Annotated in this window: 29 protein-coding genes; 20 read left to right on the forward strand and 9 right to left on the reverse strand. The window is 68.5% G+C overall.

Annotation, left to right across the window (positions count from 1 at the left end):
- The first annotated feature begins 67 nt into the window (after positions 1–67).
- Both ABD080_RS13720 and ABD080_RS13725 read left to right on the forward strand, forming a co-directional pair.
- Positions 68–493 (forward strand): MerR family transcriptional regulator, encoded by a 426-nt coding sequence (locus ABD080_RS13720; RefSeq protein ID WP_343905676.1) that lies wholly within the window; start codon positions 68–70, stop codon positions 491–493.
- 132 nt (positions 494–625) lie between these two features.
- Positions 626–2,176, forward strand: a complete 1,551-nt coding sequence (locus ABD080_RS13725; RefSeq protein ID WP_377827319.1) for a SulP family inorganic anion transporter — start codon at positions 626–628, stop codon at positions 2,174–2,176.
- 26 nt (positions 2,177–2,202) lie between these two features.
- On the opposite strand, the gene ABD080_RS13730 is transcribed toward ABD080_RS13725, so the two are convergent.
- Positions 2,203–2,646 carry an Rv3488 family transcriptional regulator gene (locus ABD080_RS13730; RefSeq protein ID WP_343905678.1) on the reverse strand — a complete coding sequence of 148 codons (444 nt, stop codon included), beginning with the start codon at positions 2,644–2,646 and terminating at the stop codon, positions 2,203–2,205.
- Positions 2,647–2,693: 47 nt separating this feature from the next.
- On the opposite strand from ABD080_RS13730, the gene ABD080_RS13735 reads away from it, so the two are divergent.
- Positions 2,694–3,959, forward strand: coding sequence for an APC family permease (locus tag ABD080_RS13735; protein WP_343905679.1), 1,266 nt, complete (start codon positions 2,694–2,696; stop codon positions 3,957–3,959).
- Positions 3,960–3,983: 24 nt separating this feature from the next.
- On the opposite strand, the gene ABD080_RS13740 is transcribed toward ABD080_RS13735, so the two are convergent.
- Both ABD080_RS13740 and arsB (ABD080_RS13745) read right to left on the reverse strand, forming a co-directional pair.
- The gene (locus ABD080_RS13740) at positions 3,984–4,412 is read right to left on the reverse strand and encodes an arsenate-mycothiol transferase ArsC (RefSeq protein WP_343906109.1); all 429 of its coding nucleotides are present in this window, start codon (positions 4,410–4,412) and stop codon (positions 3,984–3,986) included.
- Between the two features lie 23 nt (positions 4,413–4,435).
- Positions 4,436–5,527: an ACR3 family arsenite efflux transporter gene (gene arsB, locus ABD080_RS13745; RefSeq protein ID WP_343905681.1), complete on the reverse strand. Its 1,092-nt coding sequence runs from the start codon at positions 5,525–5,527 to the stop codon at positions 4,436–4,438.
- Between the two features lie 81 nt (positions 5,528–5,608).
- Between arsB (ABD080_RS13745) and ABD080_RS13750 the strand changes: the two genes are divergently transcribed.
- The 3 genes from ABD080_RS13750 to ABD080_RS13760 are packed head-to-tail and all read left to right on the forward strand — an operon-like array spanning position 5,609 to position 7,111.
- On the forward strand, positions 5,609–5,974 hold the full coding sequence (locus ABD080_RS13750) for an ArsR/SmtB family transcription factor (RefSeq protein ID WP_343905683.1): 366 nt from the start codon (positions 5,609–5,611) through the stop codon (positions 5,972–5,974).
- A gap of 32 nt (positions 5,975–6,006) precedes the next feature.
- Positions 6,007–6,438, forward strand: coding sequence for an arsenate reductase ArsC (locus ABD080_RS13755; RefSeq protein ID WP_343905686.1), 432 nt, complete (start codon positions 6,007–6,009; stop codon positions 6,436–6,438).
- 10 nt (positions 6,439–6,448) lie between these two features.
- The gene (locus tag ABD080_RS13760) at positions 6,449–7,111 is read left to right on the forward strand and encodes an arsenate reductase ArsC (protein ID WP_343905690.1); all 663 of its coding nucleotides are present in this window, start codon (positions 6,449–6,451) and stop codon (positions 7,109–7,111) included.
- Positions 7,112–7,293: 182 nt separating this feature from the next.
- On the opposite strand, the gene ABD080_RS13765 is transcribed toward ABD080_RS13760, so the two are convergent.
- Both ABD080_RS13765 and ABD080_RS13770 read right to left on the reverse strand, forming a co-directional pair.
- Complete coding sequence (locus ABD080_RS13765; protein ID WP_343905692.1) at positions 7,294–7,707, reverse strand: DUF302 domain-containing protein; 414 nt, start codon at positions 7,705–7,707, stop codon at positions 7,294–7,296.
- 55 nt (positions 7,708–7,762) lie between these two features.
- On the reverse strand, positions 7,763–8,020 hold the full coding sequence (locus tag ABD080_RS13770; RefSeq protein WP_343905694.1) for a metal-sensitive transcriptional regulator: 258 nt from the start codon (positions 8,018–8,020) through the stop codon (positions 7,763–7,765).
- A 161-nt stretch (positions 8,021–8,181) separates the two neighbouring features.
- Between ABD080_RS13770 and ABD080_RS13775 the strand changes: the two genes are divergently transcribed.
- The 9 genes from ABD080_RS13775 to ABD080_RS13815 all read left to right on the forward strand — a co-directional run bounded on the left by ABD080_RS13775 (position 8,182) and on the right by ABD080_RS13815 (position 15,721).
- Positions 8,182–8,478, forward strand: coding sequence for a rhodanese-like domain-containing protein (locus tag ABD080_RS13775; protein ID WP_343905696.1), 297 nt, complete (start codon positions 8,182–8,184; stop codon positions 8,476–8,478).
- Between the two features lie 27 nt (positions 8,479–8,505).
- Entirely contained in the window at positions 8,506–9,375 is an 870-nt protein-coding gene (locus ABD080_RS13780) for a sulfite exporter TauE/SafE family protein (protein ID WP_343905698.1), read from the forward strand.
- Positions 9,372–9,764 (forward strand): thioredoxin family protein, encoded by a 393-nt coding sequence (locus tag ABD080_RS13785; RefSeq protein ID WP_343905700.1) that lies wholly within the window; start codon positions 9,372–9,374, stop codon positions 9,762–9,764. Before ABD080_RS13780 ends, ABD080_RS13785 begins: the two co-directional genes overlap by 4 nt.
- Positions 9,761–11,038, forward strand: coding sequence for an MFS transporter (locus tag ABD080_RS13790; protein WP_343905702.1), 1,278 nt, complete (start codon positions 9,761–9,763; stop codon positions 11,036–11,038). Before ABD080_RS13785 ends, ABD080_RS13790 begins: the two co-directional genes overlap by 4 nt.
- 53 nt (positions 11,039–11,091) lie before the next feature.
- Positions 11,092–12,534, forward strand: coding sequence for an MBL fold metallo-hydrolase (locus ABD080_RS13795; protein WP_343905704.1), 1,443 nt, complete (start codon positions 11,092–11,094; stop codon positions 12,532–12,534).
- Positions 12,531–13,124, forward strand: a complete 594-nt coding sequence (locus ABD080_RS13800; RefSeq protein WP_343905706.1) for a rhodanese-like domain-containing protein — start codon at positions 12,531–12,533, stop codon at positions 13,122–13,124. The genes ABD080_RS13795 and ABD080_RS13800 overlap by 4 nt, the downstream gene beginning before the upstream one ends.
- A gap of 31 nt (positions 13,125–13,155) precedes the next feature.
- On the forward strand, positions 13,156–13,320 hold the full coding sequence (locus tag ABD080_RS13805; protein WP_343905708.1) for a hypothetical protein: 165 nt from the start codon (positions 13,156–13,158) through the stop codon (positions 13,318–13,320).
- A 475-nt stretch (positions 13,321–13,795) separates the two neighbouring features.
- Positions 13,796–15,238, forward strand: coding sequence for a mercury(II) reductase (merA, locus tag ABD080_RS13810; protein WP_204409799.1), 1,443 nt, complete (start codon positions 13,796–13,798; stop codon positions 15,236–15,238).
- A 93-nt stretch (positions 15,239–15,331) separates the two neighbouring features.
- Complete coding sequence (locus ABD080_RS13815) at positions 15,332–15,721, forward strand: heavy metal-responsive transcriptional regulator (RefSeq protein WP_204409797.1); 390 nt, start codon at positions 15,332–15,334, stop codon at positions 15,719–15,721.
- Between the two features lie 65 nt (positions 15,722–15,786).
- On the opposite strand, the gene ABD080_RS13820 is transcribed toward ABD080_RS13815, so the two are convergent.
- The 3 genes from ABD080_RS13820 to arsB (ABD080_RS13830) all read right to left on the reverse strand — a co-directional run bounded on the left by ABD080_RS13820 (position 15,787) and on the right by arsB (ABD080_RS13830) (position 18,505).
- Positions 15,787–16,767 carry an arsenic resistance protein gene (locus ABD080_RS13820; RefSeq protein ID WP_343905712.1) on the reverse strand — a complete coding sequence of 327 codons (981 nt, stop codon included), beginning with the start codon at positions 16,765–16,767 and terminating at the stop codon, positions 15,787–15,789.
- 194 nt (positions 16,768–16,961) lie between these two features.
- Complete coding sequence (locus tag ABD080_RS13825; protein WP_204409761.1) at positions 16,962–17,390, reverse strand: arsenate-mycothiol transferase ArsC; 429 nt, start codon at positions 17,388–17,390, stop codon at positions 16,962–16,964.
- Positions 17,391–17,413: 23 nt separating this feature from the next.
- Entirely contained in the window at positions 17,414–18,505 is a 1,092-nt protein-coding gene (gene arsB, locus ABD080_RS13830) for an ACR3 family arsenite efflux transporter (protein WP_343905713.1), read from the reverse strand.
- Between the two features lie 81 nt (positions 18,506–18,586).
- Between arsB (ABD080_RS13830) and ABD080_RS13835 the strand changes: the two genes are divergently transcribed.
- From ABD080_RS13835 to ABD080_RS13850, 4 genes are all read left to right on the forward strand, one after another.
- Entirely contained in the window at positions 18,587–18,952 is a 366-nt protein-coding gene (locus ABD080_RS13835) for an ArsR/SmtB family transcription factor (protein ID WP_204409759.1), read from the forward strand.
- Positions 18,953–18,978: 26 nt separating this feature from the next.
- A complete protein-coding gene (locus ABD080_RS13840; RefSeq protein ID WP_343905715.1) occupies positions 18,979–19,410 on the forward strand; it encodes an arsenate reductase ArsC in 432 nt (143 codons plus the stop codon).
- An 8-nt stretch (positions 19,411–19,418) separates the two neighbouring features.
- On the forward strand, positions 19,419–20,078 hold the full coding sequence (locus tag ABD080_RS13845) for an arsenate reductase ArsC (RefSeq protein WP_259886529.1): 660 nt from the start codon (positions 19,419–19,421) through the stop codon (positions 20,076–20,078).
- Positions 20,079–21,169: 1,091 nt separating this feature from the next.
- Positions 21,170–21,727: a C40 family peptidase gene (locus ABD080_RS13850; protein ID WP_343905718.1), complete on the forward strand. Its 558-nt coding sequence runs from the start codon at positions 21,170–21,172 to the stop codon at positions 21,725–21,727.
- Between the two features lie 76 nt (positions 21,728–21,803).
- On the opposite strand, the gene ABD080_RS13855 is transcribed toward ABD080_RS13850, so the two are convergent.
- Positions 21,804–22,214: a four-helix bundle copper-binding protein gene (locus tag ABD080_RS13855; protein WP_204408536.1), complete on the reverse strand. Its 411-nt coding sequence runs from the start codon at positions 22,212–22,214 to the stop codon at positions 21,804–21,806.
- 221 nt (positions 22,215–22,435) lie between these two features.
- Here ABD080_RS13855 and ABD080_RS13860 point away from each other — a divergent pair, with 221 nt between their 5' ends.
- On the forward strand, positions 22,436–23,020 hold the full coding sequence (locus ABD080_RS13860) for a YdhK family protein (protein WP_126988720.1): 585 nt from the start codon (positions 22,436–22,438) through the stop codon (positions 23,018–23,020).
- Positions 23,021–23,097: the final 77 nt, after the last annotated feature.

Here is a 23,097-nt window from a genome sequence, read left to right on the forward strand (position 1 = left end):
GGCCACCAATGCGCATGTGGCGCTGCGTCACCGGAGTCACGCGGGAGGGGTGAGGCAGACTGGCTTCATGAGCGACAAAGATGAGGCGGATCAGCTACTGCACATCGGTGCGGTCGCTGAGCGTACTGAGCTCAGCCTCCGCACGTTGCGACACTATGACGAGATCGGGTTGGTCAATCCGTCCGAGCGCAGTGAGGGCGGGTTCCGTCTCTACTCCGACGCCGATGTCGAGCGGATCCTGCTGATCCGGCGCATGAAGCCGCTGGACTTCACGCTGGAACAGATGCGCGAGCTGCTCGACATCACCCACCAGGTCGCCCAGCCCGACGCTCCGCTCGAAGCACGGCAGAAGCTTCAGGAGATCGAGGCGATCGCGATCGAGCGCCGCAGCGCGCTGGAGAGGAAGGTGGCGATGGCCGATGAGTTCCTCTCGCGCCTCCGTGACCTCTCCGTACCCGCAGCCCCGGGCGATGCGAGGACGTCGGAGACCTAACACCAAGTCACTCGTGACGCAGGTCTCGTACCCGTCACCTGAAAGCTCACGTAACGTGAGGGTTAGTTAGCTGGCCCCTCACGGAAACGTTCCGTGCCGCCGGGGCCCTCCCTCCCCACGCTAGGACTTTCCGTGACTTCCCTCAGCACTGCGCCCCTCGACAGCACGCAGCAACACTCCCAGCAGCAACCGGACACCGTAGTCGCGGCCCTGCGCAACCCCCGCAAGCTCAAGACCGAGATCCTCGCCGGACTCGTCGTCGCCCTCGCACTGATCCCCGAGGCGATCTCCTTCTCCATCCTCGCCGGCGTTCCCCCGCAGGTCGGCCTCTTCTCCTCGTTCATCATGGCGGTCACGATCGCCCTCGTCGGAGGCCGACCCGCGATGATCTCCGCCGCGACCGGTGCGATCGCCCTGGTGATCGCGCCCGTCGCCCACGAGTACGGGCTGGATTACTTCATCGCCACCGTCATCCTCGCCGGACTCCTGCAGATCATCCTGGCTCTACTGGGCGTCGCGAAACTGATGCGGTTCATCCCCCGCAGCGTGATGACCGGCTTCGTCAATGCTCTGGCGATCCTCATCTTCACCGCCCAGCTTCCCCACCTCTTCGGCGAGAACATCCCGTGGATCGTCTATCCGCTGGTCGCGGTGGGCATCGCGATCATGGTGCTCCTGCCGCGGCTGACCACCGTGGTGCCGGCGCCGCTGGTCGCGATCGTGCTGCTCACCGCAGCGGTCCTCGCCACCGGCTGGTCCATGCCGAACGTCTCCGACCAGGGTCAGCTGCCCGAGTCGCTGCCGGAACTGTTCATCCCCGATGTGCCTCCGACTCTCGAGACGCTGCAGATCATCGCGCCCTATGCCCTGGCGATGGCGATCGTCGGGATCATGGAATCGCTGATGACCGCCAAGCTCGTCGACGACATCACCGACACCCACTCGAACAAGACTCGCGAGTCCTGGGGACAGGGCATCGCCAACATCGCCTCTGGGTTCTTCGGCGGCATGGGCGGCTGCGCCATGATCGGCCAGACCATGATCAACGTGAAGCAGTCCGGGGCCCGCACCAGGATCTCCACGTTCCTCGCCGGCACCTTCCTGCTCGTCCTCGTCCTTGCCCTGGGAGACATCGTGGGCCTGATCCCGATGGCCGCCCTGGTCGCGGTGATGATCATGGTCTCCGTCGCGACCTTCGACTGGCACAGCATCCGCCCCACCACCCTGCGCCTGATGCCCTGGTCCGAGACCGCCGTCATGCTCGTCACCGTCATCGCCACCGTCGCCACCCACAACCTCGCCATCGGCGTCGTCCTCGGTGTCATCACCGCGATGATCCTGTTCGCCCGCCGCGTCGCCCACCTCGTCCACATCGAGAAGGTCTGGGAGACCGACACTGATGGCGACGGCGCCATCGACATCCGCCGCTATGCCGTCAAGGGCGAACTATTCTGGGCTTCTAGCAACGATCTCGTCTACCAGTTCGACTACGCCGGCGATCCCGAGACCGTCATCATCGACCTCACCGCGGCCGATGTCTGGGATGCCTCCACCGTCGCGAGCCTCGACGCCGTGCAGAGCAAGTACGCCGCCCGCGACAAGGAAGCACGCATCATCGGCCTGGACGGCGCGAGCCTCCAGCGCCTCGAACGCCTCTCCGGCAAGCTCGGTACCGGGCACTGAGCATCTAGAGGGTCGGCCTCAGAGCTCTAGGCGGGGTCCGCCGGAGGAGTCTCCGGGGATCGCCATCCGAGGACCTCGTGGGCAAGTTCCGCGAGAGCTCTGCGGTCATCGTTCAGCGCGTCGCGGCCCGCGTCGGTCGCGCGGTAGACGCGTCGGTTGCGTCCCTCGACGGTACGGCCGGTCGACGTCAGAAGCCCATCGGATTCCATGCGGTGCAGAGTGGGGTAGAGAGTACCGGGACTGATGGAGTACCCGTGCTCGGCGAGCTCGGCCATCATCCATGCGCCGTGGATCTCGTCCTCCACCGCGTGATGCAGGATGTGCAGCCGCACCGCACCTCGTTGGAAGTCGCGCACGCACCCCACCTCCCCTGCACTCACGGATCCGATATCGGCACCGGAGTCTACGCCCCCGACCGACGGGGTCTCGAACAGCTCAAGATCGACATCCGATATCGGGTTACGATTCATAGGTCGGGTGGTTGTGCCCGCGAGGTCCGATCTGGAGGGATGACGACATGAGTGCTCAGCCTGGTCTGGCTCGGCGGTTGGGGACGGGTGACGCCGTCATGATCGGTCTGGGGTCGATGGTGGGTGCGGGCATCTTCGCCGCGTTCGCGCCGGCTGCCGCAGCTGCCGGGGCGGGGTTGCTGATCGGCTTGGCGATCGCTGCCGTGGTGGCGTACTGCAATGCCACGTCCTCGGCGCAGCTGGCGGCGCAGTACCCGACGTCCGGGGGAACCTATGTGTACGGTCGCGAGCGTCTCGGGCAGTGGCCGGGGTTCGTGGCGGGGTGGGGGTTCGTCATCGGCAAGACCGCGAGTTGCGCGGCGATGGCGATGACCTTCGCGGCGTACGCAGTCCCTGGCCCCTGGCAAAAGCCAGTCGCCGTGGCGGCTGTGCTGGCGTTGGCGGCCATCAACTACTTCGGAGTCACGCGCACTGCGGCGGCGACACGGGTGATCGTGTCGCTCGTGCTCGTGGTGTTGGCCGTGGTCATCGTGGCCGGGCTGACCTCCGGCGCTCCAGCGCTCGATGGCGCCGAGGGGCTGAGGGTTCAGGGCGGCTGGTACGGCGTGCTGCAGTCAGCGGGCCTGCTGTTCTTCGCGTTCGCGGGCTACGCGCGGATCGCGACCATGGGCGAGGAGGTCAAGGACCCTCAGCGCACCATCCCGCGGGCGATCCTGGCCGCGCTCGGTCTCGCGCTGGTGATCTACGTGCTGATCGCTGTCAGTGTCCTGATGACGCTGGGGGGCTCGAGCGTTGCGATTTCAGCGACACCGCTGGCCGACGTCGTCATCGCACGCGGCTGGGCTGGGGCGGAGCCGCTGGTGCGGATCGGGGCGGCCGCCGCGGCCTTGGGTGCGCCGCTGGCTCTGGTGGCGGGTGTCGGCCGCACCAGCCTGGCAATGGCACGCCACCAGGATCTTCCTCGCTGGCTGGCCGCAGTGCACCCGAGATACCAGGTCCCCCACCGTGCCGAGATCACCTTGGCGCTGGTCGTCAGCGCGATCATCGTCGTGGCCGATCTGCGCGACGCAATCGGGTTCTCGTCCTTCGGCGTTCTTGTCTACTACCTCATTGCCAACATCGCCGCCGCCACCCAGGATGCGCCCCACCGCCGCTACGCCAAGGCGTGGCAGGGCTTGGGCGCGATCGGCTGCGTGGTGCTGGCGGCCACCCTGCCCCCGACCTCGATCCTTGCCGGCGTTGCGGTGCTCGCGATCGGGGTGGTGTACCGGCTGATCCGCCTGCGCGTGAGCCGTCCCGGGCCACTTCACTGACATGCCTCGCACCACAGCGTCCCTCTAGCTCTGGGGTTCCCGCAGGTCCTCGAGCAGTGCCTGCACGTGGGCGTCGATGTCATCGCGCACCAGCCGCATCCGCTCCATCCCCTCGATGCCGCGGGTCGCGGGTTCATCGGTGTGCCAGGTGGTCACCGTCGCGGCCATCCCCGCAACGCGCTCGATAACAGCCTCCTCCCCAAGGACGATCACCTGGTCGACGCTCCGCAACAGCTCGTCTGTCACCGGCTGGGGCACGGCGGAGGACATGTCTGCGCCGACCTCGGCAATCGCTTCGGCGGACTGGGCGTTGATGGCCGCTGCGGGGCGGGTTCCGGCGGACAGCACGCGCACGGCGTCTCCGGCGTGGTGGCGCATCAGCGCGGCGGCCATCTGGGACTTACCTCCGTTCTTTACGCAGACAAATAGCACCGTGGGGGGCTTCGTGCTCATCATCGGGTTCTCCTTCAGCAGGATCATCGGGTGGGGACAGTGGCGTCGCCGGGGAACAGGCACTGACCCATCGCCAGGGCGACGTAGACCAGGGCGACCAGGACGGGCACCTCGATCAGGGGGCCGACGACACCGGCGAGGGCCTGGCCGGAGGTGACGCCGAAGGTGCCGATCGCGACCGCGATCGCGAGCTCGAAGTTGTTGCCCGAGGCGGTGAACGCGACGGTGGTGGACTTCGCATAGTTCAGGCCGATCGCGCGCCCGAGCAGGAACGACCCCAGGAACATGACCACGAAGTAGACCAGCAGCGGCAGCGCGATCCGGGCCACGTCCAGCGGGTTGGTGGTGATCGCTTCGCCCTGCAGGGCGAACAGCAGCACGATGGTGAACAGCAGCCCGTACAGGGCCCACGGCCCGATCCTCGGCAGGAAGCGTTCCTCGTACCAGGTGCGCCCCTTGGCGCGCTCACCGATGACACGAGTCAGGAACCCGGCGATCAGGGGGATGCCGAGGAAGATCAGCACGCTGAGCACGATCGCACCGATCGAGAACTCGGCCGAGGTCGTCGACAGGCCCAGCCACGACGGCAGCGCCTGGAGGTAGAACCAGCCCAGGGCACCGAAGGCGATCACCTGGAAGACAGAGTTGATCGCCACCAGCACTGCGGCGGCCTCGCGGTCACCGCAGGCCAGGTCGTTCCAGATCAGCACCATCGCGATGCACCGCGCGAGCCCGACAATGATCAGCCCGGTGCGGTACTCCGGCAGGTCGGCCAGGAAGATCCAGGCCAGCGCGAACATCAGGGCCGGGCCGATCAGCCAGTTCAGCACCAGCGAGAAGATCAGCAGGCGCTTGTCGGCGCCGATGCGGCGAGTCTCGTCGTAGCGGACCTTCGCCAGGACCGGGTACATCATCACCAGCAGTCCGATCGCGATCGGCAGCGACACCGAGCCGATCTTCACCGCCTCCAGCGCGACATCGAGGCCCGGGATGAACCGCCCCAGCAGCAGCCCGACCACCATCGCGGCGATGATCCACACCGGCAGCCAGCGATCCAGGAAGGACATCTCCTTCATCACGCGCGGCTGTGCCACGTCCTGGGCGGTCGTACTCATCAGGGCTCGGCACCTTCCATCGACGGATATCGATCCGAACGCTATGCTTCACATCGATATCCGTCAATGTGAGGTGAGGGCATGACCACCACGATCGATACCCCCGCTGCGCCCCTCGAGGCGGCGTCCGGCGCCGAGGCGTGCTGCACGCTGTCCGCCGGGCCCATCGACAGCGTCGACGCCGAGAGGCTCGCGTCGATGCTGAAAGCGCTGTCGGACCCCACTCGGCTGCGGCTGCTCTCCCACGTTGCCGCCCAGGGCTGCAATTCAGTCTGCGCCTGCGACCTCACCGAGCCGCTCGGGATCAGCCAGCCCACCGTCAGCCACCACATGAAGAAACTCGTCGAAGCCGGCCTCCTGACCAGGGAGCAGCGGGGCCGGTGGGCTCACTACTCCGTCGTACCCGCCGCTTTCGCTGAGCTGCGCGCGTTCCTCGACCTTGCCTGACCCCCTATCCCCGCGCCCTTGGAGGTTTCCCCGTGACCACTCGTCCCAGTGTCCTGTTCGTTTGCGTCCACAACGCCGGCCGCTCTCAGATGGCTGCGGGGTGGCTGCGGGAGCTGGCCGGTGACCGCATCGAGGTCCGCTCGGCCGGCTCCGCCCCCGCCGCCTCAGTCAACCCGGCCGCGGTGGCCGCGATGGAAGAGGTCGGCATCGACATCTCCCACCAGGTACCCAAGGTCCTCACCACCGACTCCGTCCAGGCCTCCGAGGTGGTCATCACCATGGGCTGCGGCGACGCCTGCCCCTACTACCCGGGCAAGCGCTACGAGGACTGGAAGCTCGATGACCCCGCCGGGAAGGGCATCGACGAGGTGCGGCCCGTACGCGTTGAGATCCGCACCCGGGTCGAGGAGCTCATCGCGAGCCTCCTGCCCCAGGGCGCCCCGGCCACCCCCACGCAGCGCTGAGGCGCCCGCCATGTCACGCCCCCGCGAGACACCCTCTCTACTCAGCGCTGACCACGTCCTGCACACCATTGCCAGCGACCTCGCCCACCGCTTCGCTGGAGTGTTCGCGCCCGAGACCGTCGACCGGTACGTTTTCGAGTCCTACACCGCCCTGGCCCGCACCGCGAAGATCACCTCCCACCTGCCATCCGTCACAGAACGCTTCGCCCGAGACCGCCTGACCGCCCTCGCGCAGGCCAAGGGCGCGGCCCCTCACGACGTACCCGAGATCCTCTTCGTCTGTGTCCAGAACGCCGGCCGCTCCCAGATGGCCGCAGCCCTCCTGAACCGCCACGCCGCCGGCCGCGTCCATGTCCGCTCCGCCGGCTCCGCACCCAGCACCGACCTGCACCCGCGCGCCGTGGACGTCATGCAGGAGATCGGCATCGACCTCCACGCCGCCTTCCCCAAGCCCCTCACCGACGACGTCGTCCGCGCCGCCGACGTGGTCATCACCATGGGCTGCGGCGACGCCTGCCCCCTCTACCCCGGCAAACGCTACGAAGACTGGGACCTCCAAGACCCCGCTGACACCACCCTCGAGCAGGCACGCCAGATCCGCGACGACATCGACACCCGCGTCCGCCACCTCCTCGACGAGATCCTCACGCACAAGACCCCAACCGCCCAGTAACTTCCTCGACGGGTGTGTCCCACCAGGGGAAGCCGAGCGCAACAATTACCCCGCGGTCACTGGGGGTGCCGAGAGATTCACTGCGGCCGTATTGCGCCAGATCTGCGCCACCGGGTTCACCACAGCGCGACACCGTCACCAGATGGCGGGCCGCGGGGGCCCGCTGAGGCGCCAAGGGGAGGTCAGTGGGCGCGCGACAGCGACGCCAGGGCTGCGCGCAGCCGCGCATCGGCGTCGTCGGCCACCGCGCGGACGTGGTCGCTGTCGCTGAGCTGGACCATGACCTTCGGATCCATCGCCTCGACGATGCTGTGGCCTGCCTCGTCCCCGCCGCGGACGATGACGTTGCACGGCAAGAGGGCGCCGAGCTGCGGCTCCGCGGCGAGGGCTCGTCGGGCCAGTCCGGGGTTGCAGGCGCCGAGGATGAGGTAGTCGCCGATCTCATCGGCTGCGTCGGTGTCGAGCTTCTTCTCGAACGTGGCCCGCATGTCGATCTCGGTGATGATCCCGAACCCCTGCTCGGACAGCGCTGTACGGACGGACTCGACGGCCTGGGTGTACGGCTGGTCGAGGGTGAGGTGGTGCGTGTAGGCCATCGCGCGCTCCTTCGGATCGTCGTGCCGGGTCCCGATCTTCTCGGGATCTCGGGTCTCAGGCCAGGGTCAGGAACAGCTTCTCGAGCTCCTTGCGGTCAAGGTCCTGGTCCGGGCTGGTCATGCACTGCTCCATGCCGCTGGCGATGATCGCGAAGCCGGCGCGGTCCAGGGCCTTGGAGACGGCCGAGAGCTGGGTGACGACGGCCTTGCAGTCCTTGCCCTCCTCGATCATGCGGGTCACGGCAGCGAGCTGCCCCTGGGCGCGCTTGAGGCGGTGGATGACGGGGGTCATGTCATCGGGGTTCAGTTCCATGGCGTTCTCCTGACGAGCCGAGGCGGTTCCACCACACTATACCCCCGGGGGTGTCTTGCATACCCCCATGGGTATGTGGGAGTGTGTGCGCCACTGGCGATCGTTCGCCCGTCGTCGACGGATCCCGTCGCCGGTTCTTCGATGCTCGAGAGGGAGTTTCCATGTCTGAGATCACTGTTGCCGAGGTGGACGTGCGTCGCGTCCGCGACCAGATCGTCGACGTCCGCGAGGACGGAGAGGTCGCCGAGGGGATGATCCCCGGGGCGATCCATATGCCGCTGGGTCAGCTGGCCTCGCGGGCGGGAGAGCTGGACCGGGAGCGGCCTGTGGTCACGGTGTGCCGCAGCGGCAAGCGCAGTGCCCGCGCGGCGGAGGAGCTCGCCGCGGCCGGTTTCCAGGCCGACACCATGGGCGGCGGCATGATCGCCTGGCAGAACGCCGGCCTGCCGACCTCCTGACGCCCCACCTCGAAAGGAAGGTCCTCTGTGACGCCCACCCTCGTCCTGACCCTGCTGCTGGCCGTCCTGATCGGAGTCTCCCTCGGCCTTCTCGGGGGAGGCGGCTCGATCCTGACGGTCCCGATCCTGACCTATGTGGCCGGCCTGCCGCCGAAGGAGGCCATCGCCTCCTCGCTGTTCGTGGTCGGGGCGACCTCCGCGGTCAGTGCTATTAGTCATGCCCGCGCTGGCAGGGTGCGATGGAAGACCGGGCTGATCTTCGGTGGGGCCGGGATGGTTGGCGCCCTCGGTGGTGGGATTCTCGGCGGCTACATTCCGGGCACCGTGCTGATGATCGCCTTCGCCCTCGTGATGGTCGCGGCATCGATCGCGATGATCCGCGGCCGTCGGGGCGCCCACGCGGGACACTCCGCCAGGAGCGAGCTGCCGACGGTGAAGATCATCGTCGAAGGTCTCGCCGTCGGACTCGTCACAGGTCTGGTCGGCGCGGGGGGCGGGTTCCTCATCGTGCCCGCCCTGGCGTTGCTGGGCGGACTGCCGATGCCCGTGGCGGTGGGTACCTCGCTGCTGGTGATCGCCATAAATTCTTTCGCAGGCCTCGCCGGACACCTCACCTCGGTCTCACTGGACTGGGCCCTGGTGGGCGGGGTAACCGTCGCCGCGATCCTCGGCTCCCTGCTCGGAGCGCGGTTGGCCGGGCGGATCCCCGAGCCGATCCTGCGGAAAGGCTTCGGTGTCTTCGTACTGTTCATGGGGGTGTTCGTCCTGGTTCAGGAGCTGCCGTCAATCGCTGGCGCAATCGCCGTTGCGGTGGCGGTGCTGCTCGCCCTCGCGGCCGCCGGGTGCTGGTTCCTCCTACCGAGCTGTCCCCTGCGCGCACGGAGGAGGACCGCATGAGCGGCTCCACTTCCATCGCACCAGGGCGCGTCCGCGCGCTGACGGAGACGACCTTCGGTGCCGCGATCCGGTCCCACGAGGTGGTCGTGGTGGATTTCTGGGCCGCCTGGTGCGCCCCGTGCCGGCGCTTCGCCCCCGTGTTCGCCGGCGTCGCCGCCGAGCATCCGGAGGTGCTGTTCGCCTCCGTCGATACCGAGGCAGAGCCCGGACTGGCAGCTGCCGCGCAGGTCCGGGCCCTGCCCACGCTGATGATCTTCCGTGACGGCCTGCTGGTGCAGACCCACCAGGGCGGGCTGCGCGCCTCCCGCCTGGCCAGGGCTCTCGAGACGGTGCGAGCCCTGGACATGGGCCCCGTGGAGGCGCAGGCTCGGAATGCGGGTCGAGGATGACCCAGCGCGCCGTCATCGCTCCCCTGCGCTGGGGGTTGCGGGAGAACCTGCCCCAGTTCCTGCTGCTCGTGGCAGTTAACGCCCTGGTCGGCGCGAGCCTGGGGCAGGAGCGGACCGTGCTGCCGCTGCTGGCCACCGAGGAGTTCGGGCTGGAGCAGTACTCCGGGGCACTGACCTACATCCTCGCCTTCGGACTGGCCAAGGCCTGCGCTAACTACCTCGCCGGCACCCTCAGCGACCGCCACGGCCGCAAGCCCGTGCTGGTCGCCGGATGGATGCTCGCGATTCCCGTGCCGGTCCTGCTGATCCTGGCCCCGACCTGGGGGTGGGTCGTGGCTGCGAATGTCCTGCTGGGCATCAGTCAGGGTCTGACCTGGTCGACCACCGTGGTGATGAAGATGGACCTGGTCGGCCCCCACCGGCGCGGCACCGCCATGGGCCTGAACGAAGCCGCCGGCTATCTCGGCGTCGCCGGGACCGCCATCGCCACGGGATACCTCGCCGAGGTCTATGGGCTGCGGGCTGCACCGTTCCTGCTGGGCACCGCGTTCATCGCCCTCGGCCTGGGACTGTCGATGCTCCTGGTGCGCGAGACCCGCGATCACGCACGCCACGAACCCGGCAGCACCGGGATCCTCGACCGGGACAGCCGCAGCGACCGGGAGGTCTTCGTGCTGACCAGCGTCCGGGACCGGTCGCTGTCCTCGATCAGCCAGGCCGGCCTGGTCAACAACCTCAACGACGGCCTCGCCTGGGGACTCTTCCCCGTCCTGTTCGCCACCGCCGCCCTGCCGCTGGGACAGATCGGACTGCTCGCCGCGATCTACCCGGCCACCTGGGGCGCCGCGCAGCTGGTGACCGGCGCGCTCTCAGACCGGTGGGGCCGCAAAGGCCTCATCGTCGCCGGCATGCTCACCCAGGCCCTCGCCCTCGCATTGATCGCTACCGGATCGAGCTTCCCGGCATGGCTCGGGGCCATGACGCTGCTGGGAGTCGGTACCGCCATGGTCTACCCGACCCTGCTCGCCGGCATCGGCGACGTCGCCCACCCCACATGGCGGGCACGCGCGATCGGCGTGTACCGGCTGTGGCGCGACGGCGGCTTCGCCATCGGCGCACTGGTCGCCGGCATCACCGCCGACGCCCTCGGGCTCGAGGCCGCGATCCTCATCGTGGCCTCCCTGACCGCCGCCTCCGGACTGGTGGTCGCCCTGCGCATGCGCCCCACCGACCACCACCCCACCCCAGCATTGCATACCCCCAGGGGTACCTGATACCCTCGGGGGTATCGGACGACCGTCATCGCACCCACCGCACAGGAGGATCCATGCTTCTCGAACGCATCTACGACGAGGACCTGTCCCAGGCCAGCTACTTCATCGGCTGCCAGGCGAAGAACGAGGCCCTGGTGGTCGACCCCCGGCGCGACATCCAGGTGTACCTGGATCTCGCCGCGCACCACGGGATGGCCATCACTGCCGTGACCGAGACCCATATCCATGCCGACTTCCTCTCAGGCACGCGGGAGCTGGCCGCGGCGACCGGCGCGACCGCGTATGTCTCCGGCGAGGGCGGTGAGGACTGGAGCTACGGCTTCGAGGCCGAGCTGCTGCACGACCATGGCACGATCCAGCTGGGCAACATCACCGTCACCGCTCGCCACACCCCGGGCCACACCCCCGAGCACCTCTCCTATCTGGTCACCGATGGCGCCTTCACCGACCAGCCCGGCTACTACCTCACCGGCGACTTCGTCTTCTCCGGGGACCTGGGCCGTCCGGACCTGCTGGACGAGGCCGCGGGCATGGAGGACACCCGGTTCGAGGGAGCCAAGCAGCTGTTCGCCTCGCTGAAGAGCGCCTTCCTCACCCTGCCGGATCATGTGCAGGTCTTCCCCGGCCATGGCGCTGGCTCGGCCTGCGGCAAGGCGCTCGGCGCTCTGCCCTCCACGACCGTCGGCTATGAGCGGAAGTTCGCCTGGTGGGCCACCTATCTCGAGCGCGATGACGAGCAGGGTTTCATCGACGAGCTGCTGGACGGACAGCCCGACGCCCACGCCTATTTCGCGCGGATGAAGCGCCAGAACAAGCAGGGACCCGCCATCCTCGGCCATCGCCCCGCCCCCCGCCCGATCGAGGCGGCCGAGCTCGCCCGCGGGCTCGAGGACGGCACCTACGCACTGATCGACACCCGCCCCGTGGACCAGGTCCATGCCGGGACCGTGCCCGGTGCGCTGAGCATTCCCGCGCTCGGCAAGGCCGCCACTCACATCGGCTGGGCCTTCGACCCCGAGACCGACGACGCCGAGCTCGTTGTCCTCGCCGGGGACGCCGAGACCGCCGCCGAGTACGGCGACCACTTCGTGCGCGTCGGCGTGGACTCCCTGACCGGCTTCGTGAGCTCCTTCGGGGGACTGCCGACGATGGTTCCGCAGGTCGTCTCTCCGGCCGACCTGGAGGCGCTGCGCGCCGAGGACTCCACCGCCCTCCTGCTCGATGTGCGCAACCGCAGCGAGCATGCGGACGGGACCGTCCCCGGTGCCGAGCAGCTCTCCGCCGGGAAGGTGCTCTTCCACCAGGACGACCTGCCCGATCGCGAGTCGGGCCGGCTGATCACCTTCTGCCAGTCCGGACTGCGCAACTCCGTGGCCGCCTCCACCTTGCGCCGCGCCGGCTACGACGTCGTCGAACTCGACGGCAGCTACGCCGGCTGGTCCCAGTGGGACGCGCAGCAGCACGACCTCGCCACCACCGGGGAGGATGCCCGATGACCACGACTCCCATCACCCCTCGCACCGTCGCGCCGGCCGAGCTCACCCGACGCCTCACCGAGGACCCCGAGCTGATGATCGTGGACGTCCGCACCCCGGGCGAATTCGAGACCTCCCACATCCGCGGCTCCTACAACGTGCCCCTGGACCTGCTCACCGAGCACACCGAGGCCCTCGCCGAACGCATGCACGACCACGTCGTGCTGGTCTGCCAGTCCGGCGCCCGAGCGAGCCGAGCCTGCTCGGCTCTGCATGAGGCCGGGTTCGACGCGGTCGACGTCCTCGAGGGCGGCATCGCCGCCTATCAGGCAGCCGGCGGCACCGTGGTGCGCCGCGGAACCCTCTGGGCGATGGACCGCCAGGTCCGCATGACGGCCGGCTCCCTCGTCCTGCTCGGCACCCTGGCCGGCCAGCTGATCCACCCCCGCCTGGGACTGCTCGCCGGCGCGATCGGCGCGGGCCTGACCTACTCCGCCCTCAGCGACTCCTGCGCCATGGCCTCGGTCCTCTCGAAGATGCCCTGGAACCGCGTCGCACCGGACCCCTCCCTCGGAGCCCTCTTCGAGAAGGCACCCTCGCAGGCCGCTTGAACCACCCCGCCACCACCGCAAGGAGAACCCCATGTGCAGAGCCACCACTTGCCGCACCTGCGGCAAGACCACCTGGGCCGGCTGCGGCCAGCACGTCGACCAGGTCATGAAGAACGTCGCCCCCCGGGATCGCTGCCCCGGCCACACCGACGACGCCCCCCGCGCCGGCTTCTTCGCCCGCTTGTTCGGACGCTGACCCCACCGAGCACTTGACGTCATACCGGAGCCCTCCACGAGCACTGCTGTGCCCGTGGAGGGCTCCCCTCTACTCAAAGCAGGCGCGTCGTGTCGGGAGGTACGTATCAAACTGGGACACCCCAGCGAAACAGCTACCGGACGGTCTTTTACGGTTCCCAATAGGGTCGATTTTCGCACTTTTGTTACACAACTGTCGCACTGGCTATACCCCAACGCGACACGCTGGTTCACAGCGGAGCCGGCCCATAAGTCAGCCCGCGGACACGTTCCCCGTAGCGGGGTCGTCCACGATGTCTTGAGACTTCACACGGGGTCGTTCACGACACTCGCACGGGGGGCTCCCGAAACCAGTGCTTGTGAGATGCGGTCACCTCGGCGGCTTGACCTTCCCCTCCAGGGTAAGGTGCAGGCTGAAGGCAGCACTGCACACGGGAGGCGCCATGGGGGCCTCCCCAAAGGTTCTGGGAGGACCCATGTCGGACGCTGTCACCTCAGAAGTCGACCTGGCGATCATCGGATCCGGGGGCGGTGCGTTCGCCGCCGCGATCCGTGCCACCACGCTGGGCAAGCGGGTGGTGATGATCGAGCGGGCCACGGTCGGGGGCACCTGTGTGAACACGGGGTGCGTGCCGTCCAAGGCGCTGCTGGCCGCGGCCGCGGCCCGGCACACCGCGCTCGACGCCACCCGTTTTCCCGGGATCACCGCGACCGTGGGGCCGGTGGACATGCCGGCTCTGGCCACGGGCACGGCCGAGCTGGTCGAGACCATGCGGGCCGAGAAGTACCTCGACCTGATCCGCGAGTACGGCTGGGACCTGATCCGGGGCGAGGCGGTGTTCGCGGGCACCGTCGAGGACCCGGTGCTTGTGGTCACCGGACCCGACGGCGCCCGGTCATGGGTGCGGGCGGCCCACTACCTGGTGGCCACCGGATCTGCCCCGGTCGTCCCGGAGATCCCGGGCCTGGGCGAGGTCGCCTACCTGACCTCGACCACTGCCATGGAGCTGGCCGAGGTGCCGGAGTCACTGCTGATCCTCGGCGGCGGCTACGTGGCCCTGGAGCAGGCGCAGCTCTTCGCCCGCCTGGGCGCGCGGGTGACCCTGGTCGTCCGCTCCCGGCTGGCCTCCCACGAGGAGCCCGAGGTCTCCCGGACCCTGCGGGGCGTGTTCGCCGACGAGGGGATCCGGGTCCTCCGCCGCACCACCGTCACCGCGGTGGAAACCGACCCGGCCACCGGGGAGGTGCTCGCCACCGTCACAGGACCCGGCGGGCGGGAGACGGTCCGGGCCTCCCACCTGCTGGTCGCGGTCGGGCGGCGCCCGGTGACCGCCGGGCTACAGCTCGAGTCGGTCGGGGTGGCCACCGGTGCGGACGGGGAGATCCTCATCGATGCCCGCACGCGCACCTCCCACCGCCGAGTGTGGGCTGCCGGGGACGTCACCGGCCACCCGCAGTTCGTCTACGTCGCCTCCGCCCACGGGGTCACCGCGGTGGAGAACGCCTTCAACGACGCCGGCCAGGAGCTGGACTACACCCACCTGCCCCGGGTCACCTTCACCACCCCGGCCGTGGGCGCGGTCGGGATGACCGACCAGCAGGCCCGCGCGGCCGGCATCCGCTGCGAGTGCCGGGTCCTGCCCCTGGAGCACGTGCCGCGGGCCCGGGTCAACCGCGACACCCGCGGGTTCGTCAAGATCGTCGCCGACGCCAACACCGGGCGCATCGTCGGCATCACGGCGGTGGCGAAGGAGGCCGGGGAGCTCGCCGCGGCCGGGGTCTACCTCTTGGCCGCGGGCATGACGGTCGACCAGGTCGCCACTCTGTGGTGCCCGTACCTGACGATGACCGAGGGGCTGAAGATCGCCGCCCAGTCCTTCCGCACCGACGTCTCCAAGCTCTCCTGCTGCGCCGCCTGAACCCCGGCACCCCCGCCCCGGTCGTCCCCCCGCCGGGCAGTAGCCTTGTCCCGAGGAGACCGGGCCGGAGGCGGCCCTGGAGCGAGGTGTGCCGTGCGTATTGGTGAAGCCGCCGCAGCGGCCGGCATGACCCCCAAGGCCCTGCGGTTCTACGAGCAGCAGGGACTGCTGCCCCCGGCCGCACGCTCGGCCAACGGGTACCGCGACTACCCGCCCGCGACGCTTGCGCGCCTGCGCTTCATCCGCCGCGGCCGGGCCGCCGGACTCACCCTGGCCGAGATCCGGGACATCCTGCGGACCCGCGACGCTGGTCAGCCCCCGTGCGCCCACGTGGCCGACCGGTTGGCCCGACAGCTGACGGCCCTGGACCGGCAGATCGCCGAGCTCACCGCCCTGCGCGCCACCGTGGCCGAGCACTACGAGACCGCCGCTCACGGCGAGCCCTCCCGATGCGATGCCCAGCAGATCTGCAGCTATCTGTGAAGAGGGCCCGCACGCATACCAGTCCATGACGGGCTTCCTCGCAGACGCAGACCGCCATGTAGCGATCACATCCACAGCACAGCCATCTTGCTCGGGACGACGGCGGGCACGATGCGGACGAGGATGACCATGGCGATGAGTTCGACGAGGGTCTGGGTGACGACTGCGAGTGGCGTGATCGCCAGGGCGTCGGGGAGGGCCAGTGCGAGGGGAAGGACCACCAGGGAGTTGCGGGTGGCGACCGAGAACATCACCGCCCGCGTCGAGGCGGTATCCAGCCTCGTGACCCTCGAGGCCGCGAAACCGATGAAGACGGCCGCGACCACGAACCCTGCATACAGGGGTAGGAGCCGCGCGAGGGTCCCGATCTGTGAGCCGACGGCAGCGATCTGGGAACCGATCACAGTTGCGAGGGTGAGCATCATCAGCGGCACCATGGCCCCCGCCATGACCCCCTCGATGGCTCGGCCCGACCGGTGTCGGCGCGCCAGCGCCTGCACGGCCGCTGCCGCGGTCAGCGGCACCACGATCAGCAGGAAGAACGCCTCTGCGAACGGGGCCACGTCAATCACCCCGACGACCTCGCGGCCCGCGAAGGCGAACAGGTGCAGCGGCAACAACGCCAGTTGGAGGAGCATCAGCAAGGGCGCAGCGGCCAGGAGTTTCGCGCGCGCTCCCCCCGCGAGGCCCGTGAAGACGATGACGTAGTCGATGCATGGGGTTAGCAGCACCAGGAGCACGCCGAGCAGGAGCCCTTGATCGTCGGCGACGAACCGGGACAGTGCCCAGGCGAGCAGCGGCACGATCGCGAAGTTCGCCACCAGCACCGTTCCCAGGAACCGCCGGTCACGGAAGGCCTGCCCGACCTCGATCAGCGGCACACCCAGGAACGTGGCGAACAGCAGCAGCATCAACACCGGCTCGATGGAGTGCTCCAACGTCGGCGCGAGCCCGGGAGCTGCCAGCCCGATAGCGGCGCCGGCCGCCATCGCGGCCAGGTACAGCGCGATCTGGTGGGCGTCCCACCAGGAGACCAGGCGGTTCACAGTCGGGGTGCTCCTTCAGCAGCGTCACGGGATGTGCAGGGCTGGTGGCGCTCGTCCAGGAGGACGCATTCGCTGCGGCACGAGGCGCCGCTGTCCGGGCAGGCGGCGACACGCTGGTTCGGCGGCCGCCCATAGCGTTTCACGCCGACGATGCAGATCTTCTTGTCCGGGGTGGCGAGGACGCGCTCACCGGGTCAGGCCGAGGACTGTGTGAGGTCGGCCAGGAGCGCACGGACGCGGCGGTCGATGTCGTCGCGGACCAGGCGCATCCGCTCCACTCCTTCAATGCCGCGCGTCGAGGGCTCGTCGGTGTGCCAGGTGGTCACCGGCGCGGTCATCCCCGCAACGGGCTCGATGACAGCCTCATCCCCGAGGACGATCACCCGATCGACGTTGCGCAGCAGCTCGGCAGTGACCGGCTGGGGCACAGCGGAGGACATGTCCGCGCCGACTTCCGCGATCGCCGCGGCGGACTGGGCGTTGATGGCCGTACCGGGGCGGGTACCGGCGGAGTGCACCTGGACGGCGTCGCCGGCGTGGTGGCGCATGAGGGCCGCAGCCATCTGGGACTTGCCGCCGTTCTTCACGCACACGAACAGGACTGCGGGGCGTTTCGCGGTCATGGTGACTCGATCTCTCTGCTGGTTCATCGGGTGGGAACGGTCGCGTCGCCGGGGAAGAGCCGGCGGCCCATCGCGAGGGCGACGTAGACGAGGGCGACGAGGACCGGGACCTCGATCAGGGGGCCGACGACACCGGCGAGGGCCTGGCCGGAGGTGACGCCGAAGGTGCCGATGGCGACGGCGATGGCGAGCTCGAAGTTGTTGCCCGAGGCGGTGAACGCGACGGTCGTGGACTTGGCGTAATTCAGGCCGATCGCCCGTCCGAGCAGGAAGGACCCCAGAAACATGACCACGAAGTAGACCAGCAGCGGCAGAGCGATGCGGGCCACGTCTCCCGGGGCGGAGAGGATCGCGTCGCCTTGGAGAGCGAACAGCAGCACGATGGTGAAAAGCAGCCCGTACAGCGCCCACGGGCCGATCTTCGGGAGGAACCGCTCCTCGTACCAGGCCCGACCCTTCGCCTTCTCCCCGAGGATGCGGGTCAGGAAGCCGGCGACCAGGGGGATCCCGAGGAAGATCAGCACGCTGAGGACGATCGCGCCGATCGAGAATTCGGCCGACGTGGTCGGCAGCCCTAGCCACGACGGCAGCGCCTGGAGGTAGAACCAGCCCAGGGCACCGAAGGCGAACACCTGGAAGACGGAGTTGATCGCGACCAGCACGGCGGCAGCTTCGCGGTCGCCGCAGGCGAGGTCGTTCCAGATGAGCACCATCGCGATGCAGCGCGCGAGGCCCACGATGATCAGGCCGGTCCGGTACTCCGGCAGGTCGGCAAGGAAGATCCACGCGAGGCCGACCATGAGTGCCGGTCCGACGAGCCAGTTCAGCACCAGCGAGGTCACCAGCAGGCGTCGGTCAGCTCCGATTCTCCGGGTCTCGTCGTAGCGGACCTTCGCCAGGACCGGGTACATCATCACCAACAGTCCGATCGCGATGGGGAGGGACACAGACCCGATCTTTACCGCCTCCAGGGCGGTGTTCAGGCCGGGGACGAACCTCCCCAGCAGGAGTCCCACGGCCATGGCGGCCAGGATCCATACCGGGAGCCAGCGATCGAGGAAGGACATCTCCTTCATTACGCGCGGCTGCTCCACGTCCTTGGTGGTCGTACTCATCAGGGCTATGTTCCTTCCATCGACGGTTATCGATGCGTACGCTATGCCCGACATCGATGACTGTCAATGTAAGGTGAGGGCATGGCCACGACGACCGACGCCACAGCCACCGGATCCGCGGCGAGGACCGGCTCTGAGGAGTGCTGCTCGCTGTCCGCAGGTCCGGTCGACACCGTCGACGCCGAGAGGATCGCCTCCCTGTTCAAGGCGCTGTCCGACCCCACACGCCTCCGGCTCCTCTCCCACGTCGCCGCCCAGGGCTGTGAGTCGGTCTGCGCGTGCGATCTCACCGAGCCGCTCGGCATCAGTCAGCCAACCGTCAGCCACCACATGAAGAAGCTTGTCGACGCCGGCCTGCTCACGCGCGAGCAGAACGGCCGCTGGGCCCACTACTCCGTCGTCCCGTCAGCCTTTGCCGAACTCCGCGCGTTCCTCGACATCGCCTGAACCTCACCCCCGGTCGGGAGGCTCCCATGACCGCACGTCCCAGCGTCCTGTTCGTCTGCGTCCACAACGCCGGCCGCTCCCAAATGGCCGCCGGATGGTTGCGCGAACTCGCCGGCGACCGCATCGAAGTGCAATCCGCCGGATCCGCACCCGCCGACTCCATCAACCCCGCGGCAGTCGCGGCGATGAACGAGGTTGGCATCGACATCTCCCACCAGACCCCGAAGATCCTCACCCCCGACTCCGTCCAGGCCTCCGACGTGGTCATCACGATGGGCTGCGGTGACGCCTGCCCCTACTACCCCGGCAAGCGCTACGAGGACTGGAAGCTCGAGGACCCGGCCGGCAAAGGCATCGACGAGGTCCGCCCGGTGCGCGATGAGATCCGCGTCCGCGTCGAGGATCTCATCGCCAGCCTCCTACCCCAGGACACCCCGACCGCTCCGGCTCAGAACTGAGGCTCCAGATGGCATCGCCGCGGGCAACCCCCTCGCTCCTGAGCCCCGAGCACGTCCTCCACAGCATCGCCAGCGACCTCACTCGCCGCTTCACCGGAGTGTTCGCCGCCGAAACGGTCGACCGGTACGTCTTCGAGTCCTACACCGCTCTGGCTCGCACCTCCAAGATCACCTCACACCTGCCCTCCCTCACCGAGCGCTTCGCCCGAGACCGATTGACCGCACTCGCACAGTCCAAGGGCGCCGCCCCGCACGACGTCCCCGAAGTGCTGCTGGTGTGCGTCCAAAACGCAGGCCGCTCCCAGATGGCCGCCGCACTGCTGGATCACCACGCTGCCGGTCGAGTGCACGTCCGCTCCGCCGGCTCCACCCCCAGCGACGCGCTGCACCCACGCGCCGTGGAAGTCATGCGAGAAATCGGGATCGACCTGGGCTCCGCGTTCCCCAAGCCCCTCACCGACGATGTCGTCCGCGCAGCCGACGTTGTCATCACCATGGGCTGCGGCGACGCCTGCCCCATCTACCCCGGCAAACGCTACGAAGACTGGGACCTCCGCGACCCCGCAGACAGCACACTCGAACAAGCACGCGCAGTCCGCGACGAGATCGACACCCGCGTCCGCCACCTGCTCACCGAGATACTCCCCGCCCCGACTCCACGCAGCTGACCGCCACGACGAACAACCCCAAATCAGGTGACGCTAACGGGGCCCGGTCGCCCTGTTGGCAGCTGAAGACTGACACACCGAAAGGTGGCACGCACCGCGCCGCACGTTGCGTGCCGAACTGGGGCACCTCAGCAGGACAGTTACTCACCGGTCGTTTACGGTTCCCAATAGGGCCCGAAGGCGCACTTTTGCGACACATCTGTCGCACTGGGTATACCCCAACGAAGCAACTGCCATGAGCCGAATCATGGCATGCGGTCGACCCTCGACGCACTCGCCCTTACCCGCCGCGGCCGCCGGCCGCCGGAGCATGATCTGAAACACCGCCGTGGCGCTCGCGATTCTCATCGCGCTGCTTCCTCGCGTGCTCTTCGATGTCTGGACCTAGTCGGCCCGGTCCTCGCCGCCGAAGTCGCCGAGGGCAGCGCGCCGCTCCCTACAGGGGTGAGGGCCAGCACGAGACGCCCGTGCCGGTGACCTCCGCAGCCCGCCAGGAGGAAAGCTGCGCCTCGGCGCGCTGACGTCGGGATCGCCGACCCGTGAGGCGTCGTGCTCCACTTAAGCCACAGTCTGCCCAACGAAGGCAAAGGCGAGCCCTACCCCCCGGGGGTATGCACGGTTGTGGAGTCAAGGATCGGCTAAATCCTTCGGTGGACCCTCCCATCGTTGTTCTGTGGGGCTGATCAGGGCCGTACGTTGATGTCGCCGCCCACGACATGAGCCGTCGCCTCGTTGCTCGCTCCGCTGTCGCTGTGGCACTGACGAAGTCATCGACTCCCTCCCGTCTCAAGGAGGGGAACTAACGGAGCAGAACTATGTCCCAGAACAACACCCATCGGGCCGTCGGCCGAGCAGTCACGCCTGTCGGGATCGCTGGTCGGGCTCTGCGGGGCACGGGCGGTGCCGCTGTGCTCGGCACGGTCGTCCTCGGATCCGCGCTACTCGCAGGCCCCGCACAGGCCGCCCCCGCCGGCTCGCCCGCCGCACCTGCCGTTGCTGCGCAGGCTTCAGCCCCCACGACGCCGGCTCCTGCACATGCGACGTCTGCGTTGGGGGCCGAGAAGCTGCGGTGGGGTTCCCAGGGTTCTGCCGTGGAGCAGCTCCAGACGGCGCTGAACGAGCACGGTGCCTCACTGTCCGTGGACGGCAAGTTCGGTCGGCTCACCCATGGGGCCGTGAAGGACTTCCAGCGCTCGCACGACCTGAAGATCGACGGGGTCGTGGGCCCGCAGACCCGCGGTGCACTGAACGGCGGGGGCGCTTCGATCTCTACCGGCGGAACGTCTGCTCCGGCTCCGGCGCACTCTGCGACGAACTCTCAGCAGGCGATCGTCGACGCCGCGCGCAGCCAGATCGGGGCCTCCTACTCGTGGGGCACCTCCAAGCCGGGCGTCAGCTTCGACTGCTCGGGCCTGAGCTCCTACGCGTACGCGCAGGCCGGCATCGACCTGCCCCGCACCTCGTCGCAGCAGGTCGCGGCCGGCACCACGATCTCCAAGTCCGAGGCCCAGCCCGGCGACCTCGTGGTGTGGCCCGGCCACCTCGGGATCTACGCCGGTGGCGACACGGTCATCGACGCGGGGCGCACCCCGGGCGCCGTCACCGAGCGGACCATCTGGGGTTCGCCGACCTTCGTCACCTTCCGCTGACCGCAGGTCGCAACGCCCGCGCAGAGGGAGCCCCGACCAACGGTCGGGGCTCCCTTTGCGTGCAGAGGCAGCGGTATCAGCTGATCGAGGCCAACAGCTCTGCACAGGCCTGCTCGCAGCGGCGACAGGCGTCCGCGCAGACCTTGCAGTGCTCGTGCATTTCAGCGTGCTTCTCGCACTCCTCGGCGCAGGACCGGCACGCCGCCTGACACGCCTCGAGCAGGGCACGGTTGAGGGCGACGTTCTTCCCGGTCTGGCGGGATAGGACCCGGCCGGTGACCTCGCAGACGTCGGCGCAGTCCTGGTTCAGGCGAATGCATTGGGTCAGCTCCGCCACCATGTCTTCGGCCAGGCAGGCGTCCGCGCAGGCGGTGCAGGTCTGAGCGCACTCGAAGCACGCCTCGATGCATTCGGCGAGCTTCTGCTGGTCGATGGTGCCGAGGTCCTTCGGGTAGGTCTGAAGCATTGATGCGACGTGATGGGTCATGATCCTGCTCCTTCTCGTTCCGGACGGACCGGCGGATGCCGGCCCGTCCTGACGACGCTAGCCATCGCCCCCCGAAGGACGGAAGCGGATAGACCACTCGTTTGGAGGCAATGCGGAATGACTGGCCAACGTTGTGCTCAAGAAGTCAAGATCTGACCTTGAGGAGACCTTGATCTAGGGGTCATAGGCTGGTGCCAAGTGTCCTCTGACTAGGAGAAATCATGCGTTCTCGTCGCTCTCTCGGCCGTCTCGCGGCCGTCGTCGTCACCGGTGCGATTGTGTTTGCCGGCTGCACCGACAGCGGGTCTGAGGAGGGTCAGACGCCGGGCGAGTCAGAAGCGTCGGAGGCGTCCGATGGAGGCAGCCACGGCGGCATGGAGCACCCGATGGATGGCGGCCCTGCGCCCGAAGGTATGGCGTCTGCGGAGGATCCCGAGTTCCCGGTCGGCACGGAGGTGACGCTCACGGCGGACCACATGGAGGGCATGGAGGGGGCGACGGCGACGATCTCGGGCGCCTTCGACACCACGACCTACTCGGTCAGCTTCACGCCGACCGATGGCGGTGAGCCGGTCACTGACCACAAGTGGGTCGTTCACGAGGAGCTCGAGAACCCGGGCGAGGCACCGCTGGCAGAGGGCACCGAAGTGGTCATCACCGCCGATCACATGACCGGGATGGAGGGTGCTGAGGCCACCATCGACAGTGCCACCGAGGAGACCGTGTACATGGTCGATTACGAAGCCGACGGGATGATGATGACGAACCACAAGTGGGTCGTCGAGAGCGAGATCGAGCCTGCGTGATGACCTCCCCGTCGAGCCCTCGAGGTGCGCTCGCCTCCTCCGGGGGTAGGCCCCGTCGCCGCACCGGCCGGTTGCCG

Origin of the sequence: Brachybacterium rhamnosum (assembly GCF_039526185.1) — a bacterium.
GTDB classification, from domain to species: domain Bacteria; phylum Actinomycetota; class Actinomycetes; order Actinomycetales; family Dermabacteraceae; genus Brachybacterium; species Brachybacterium rhamnosum.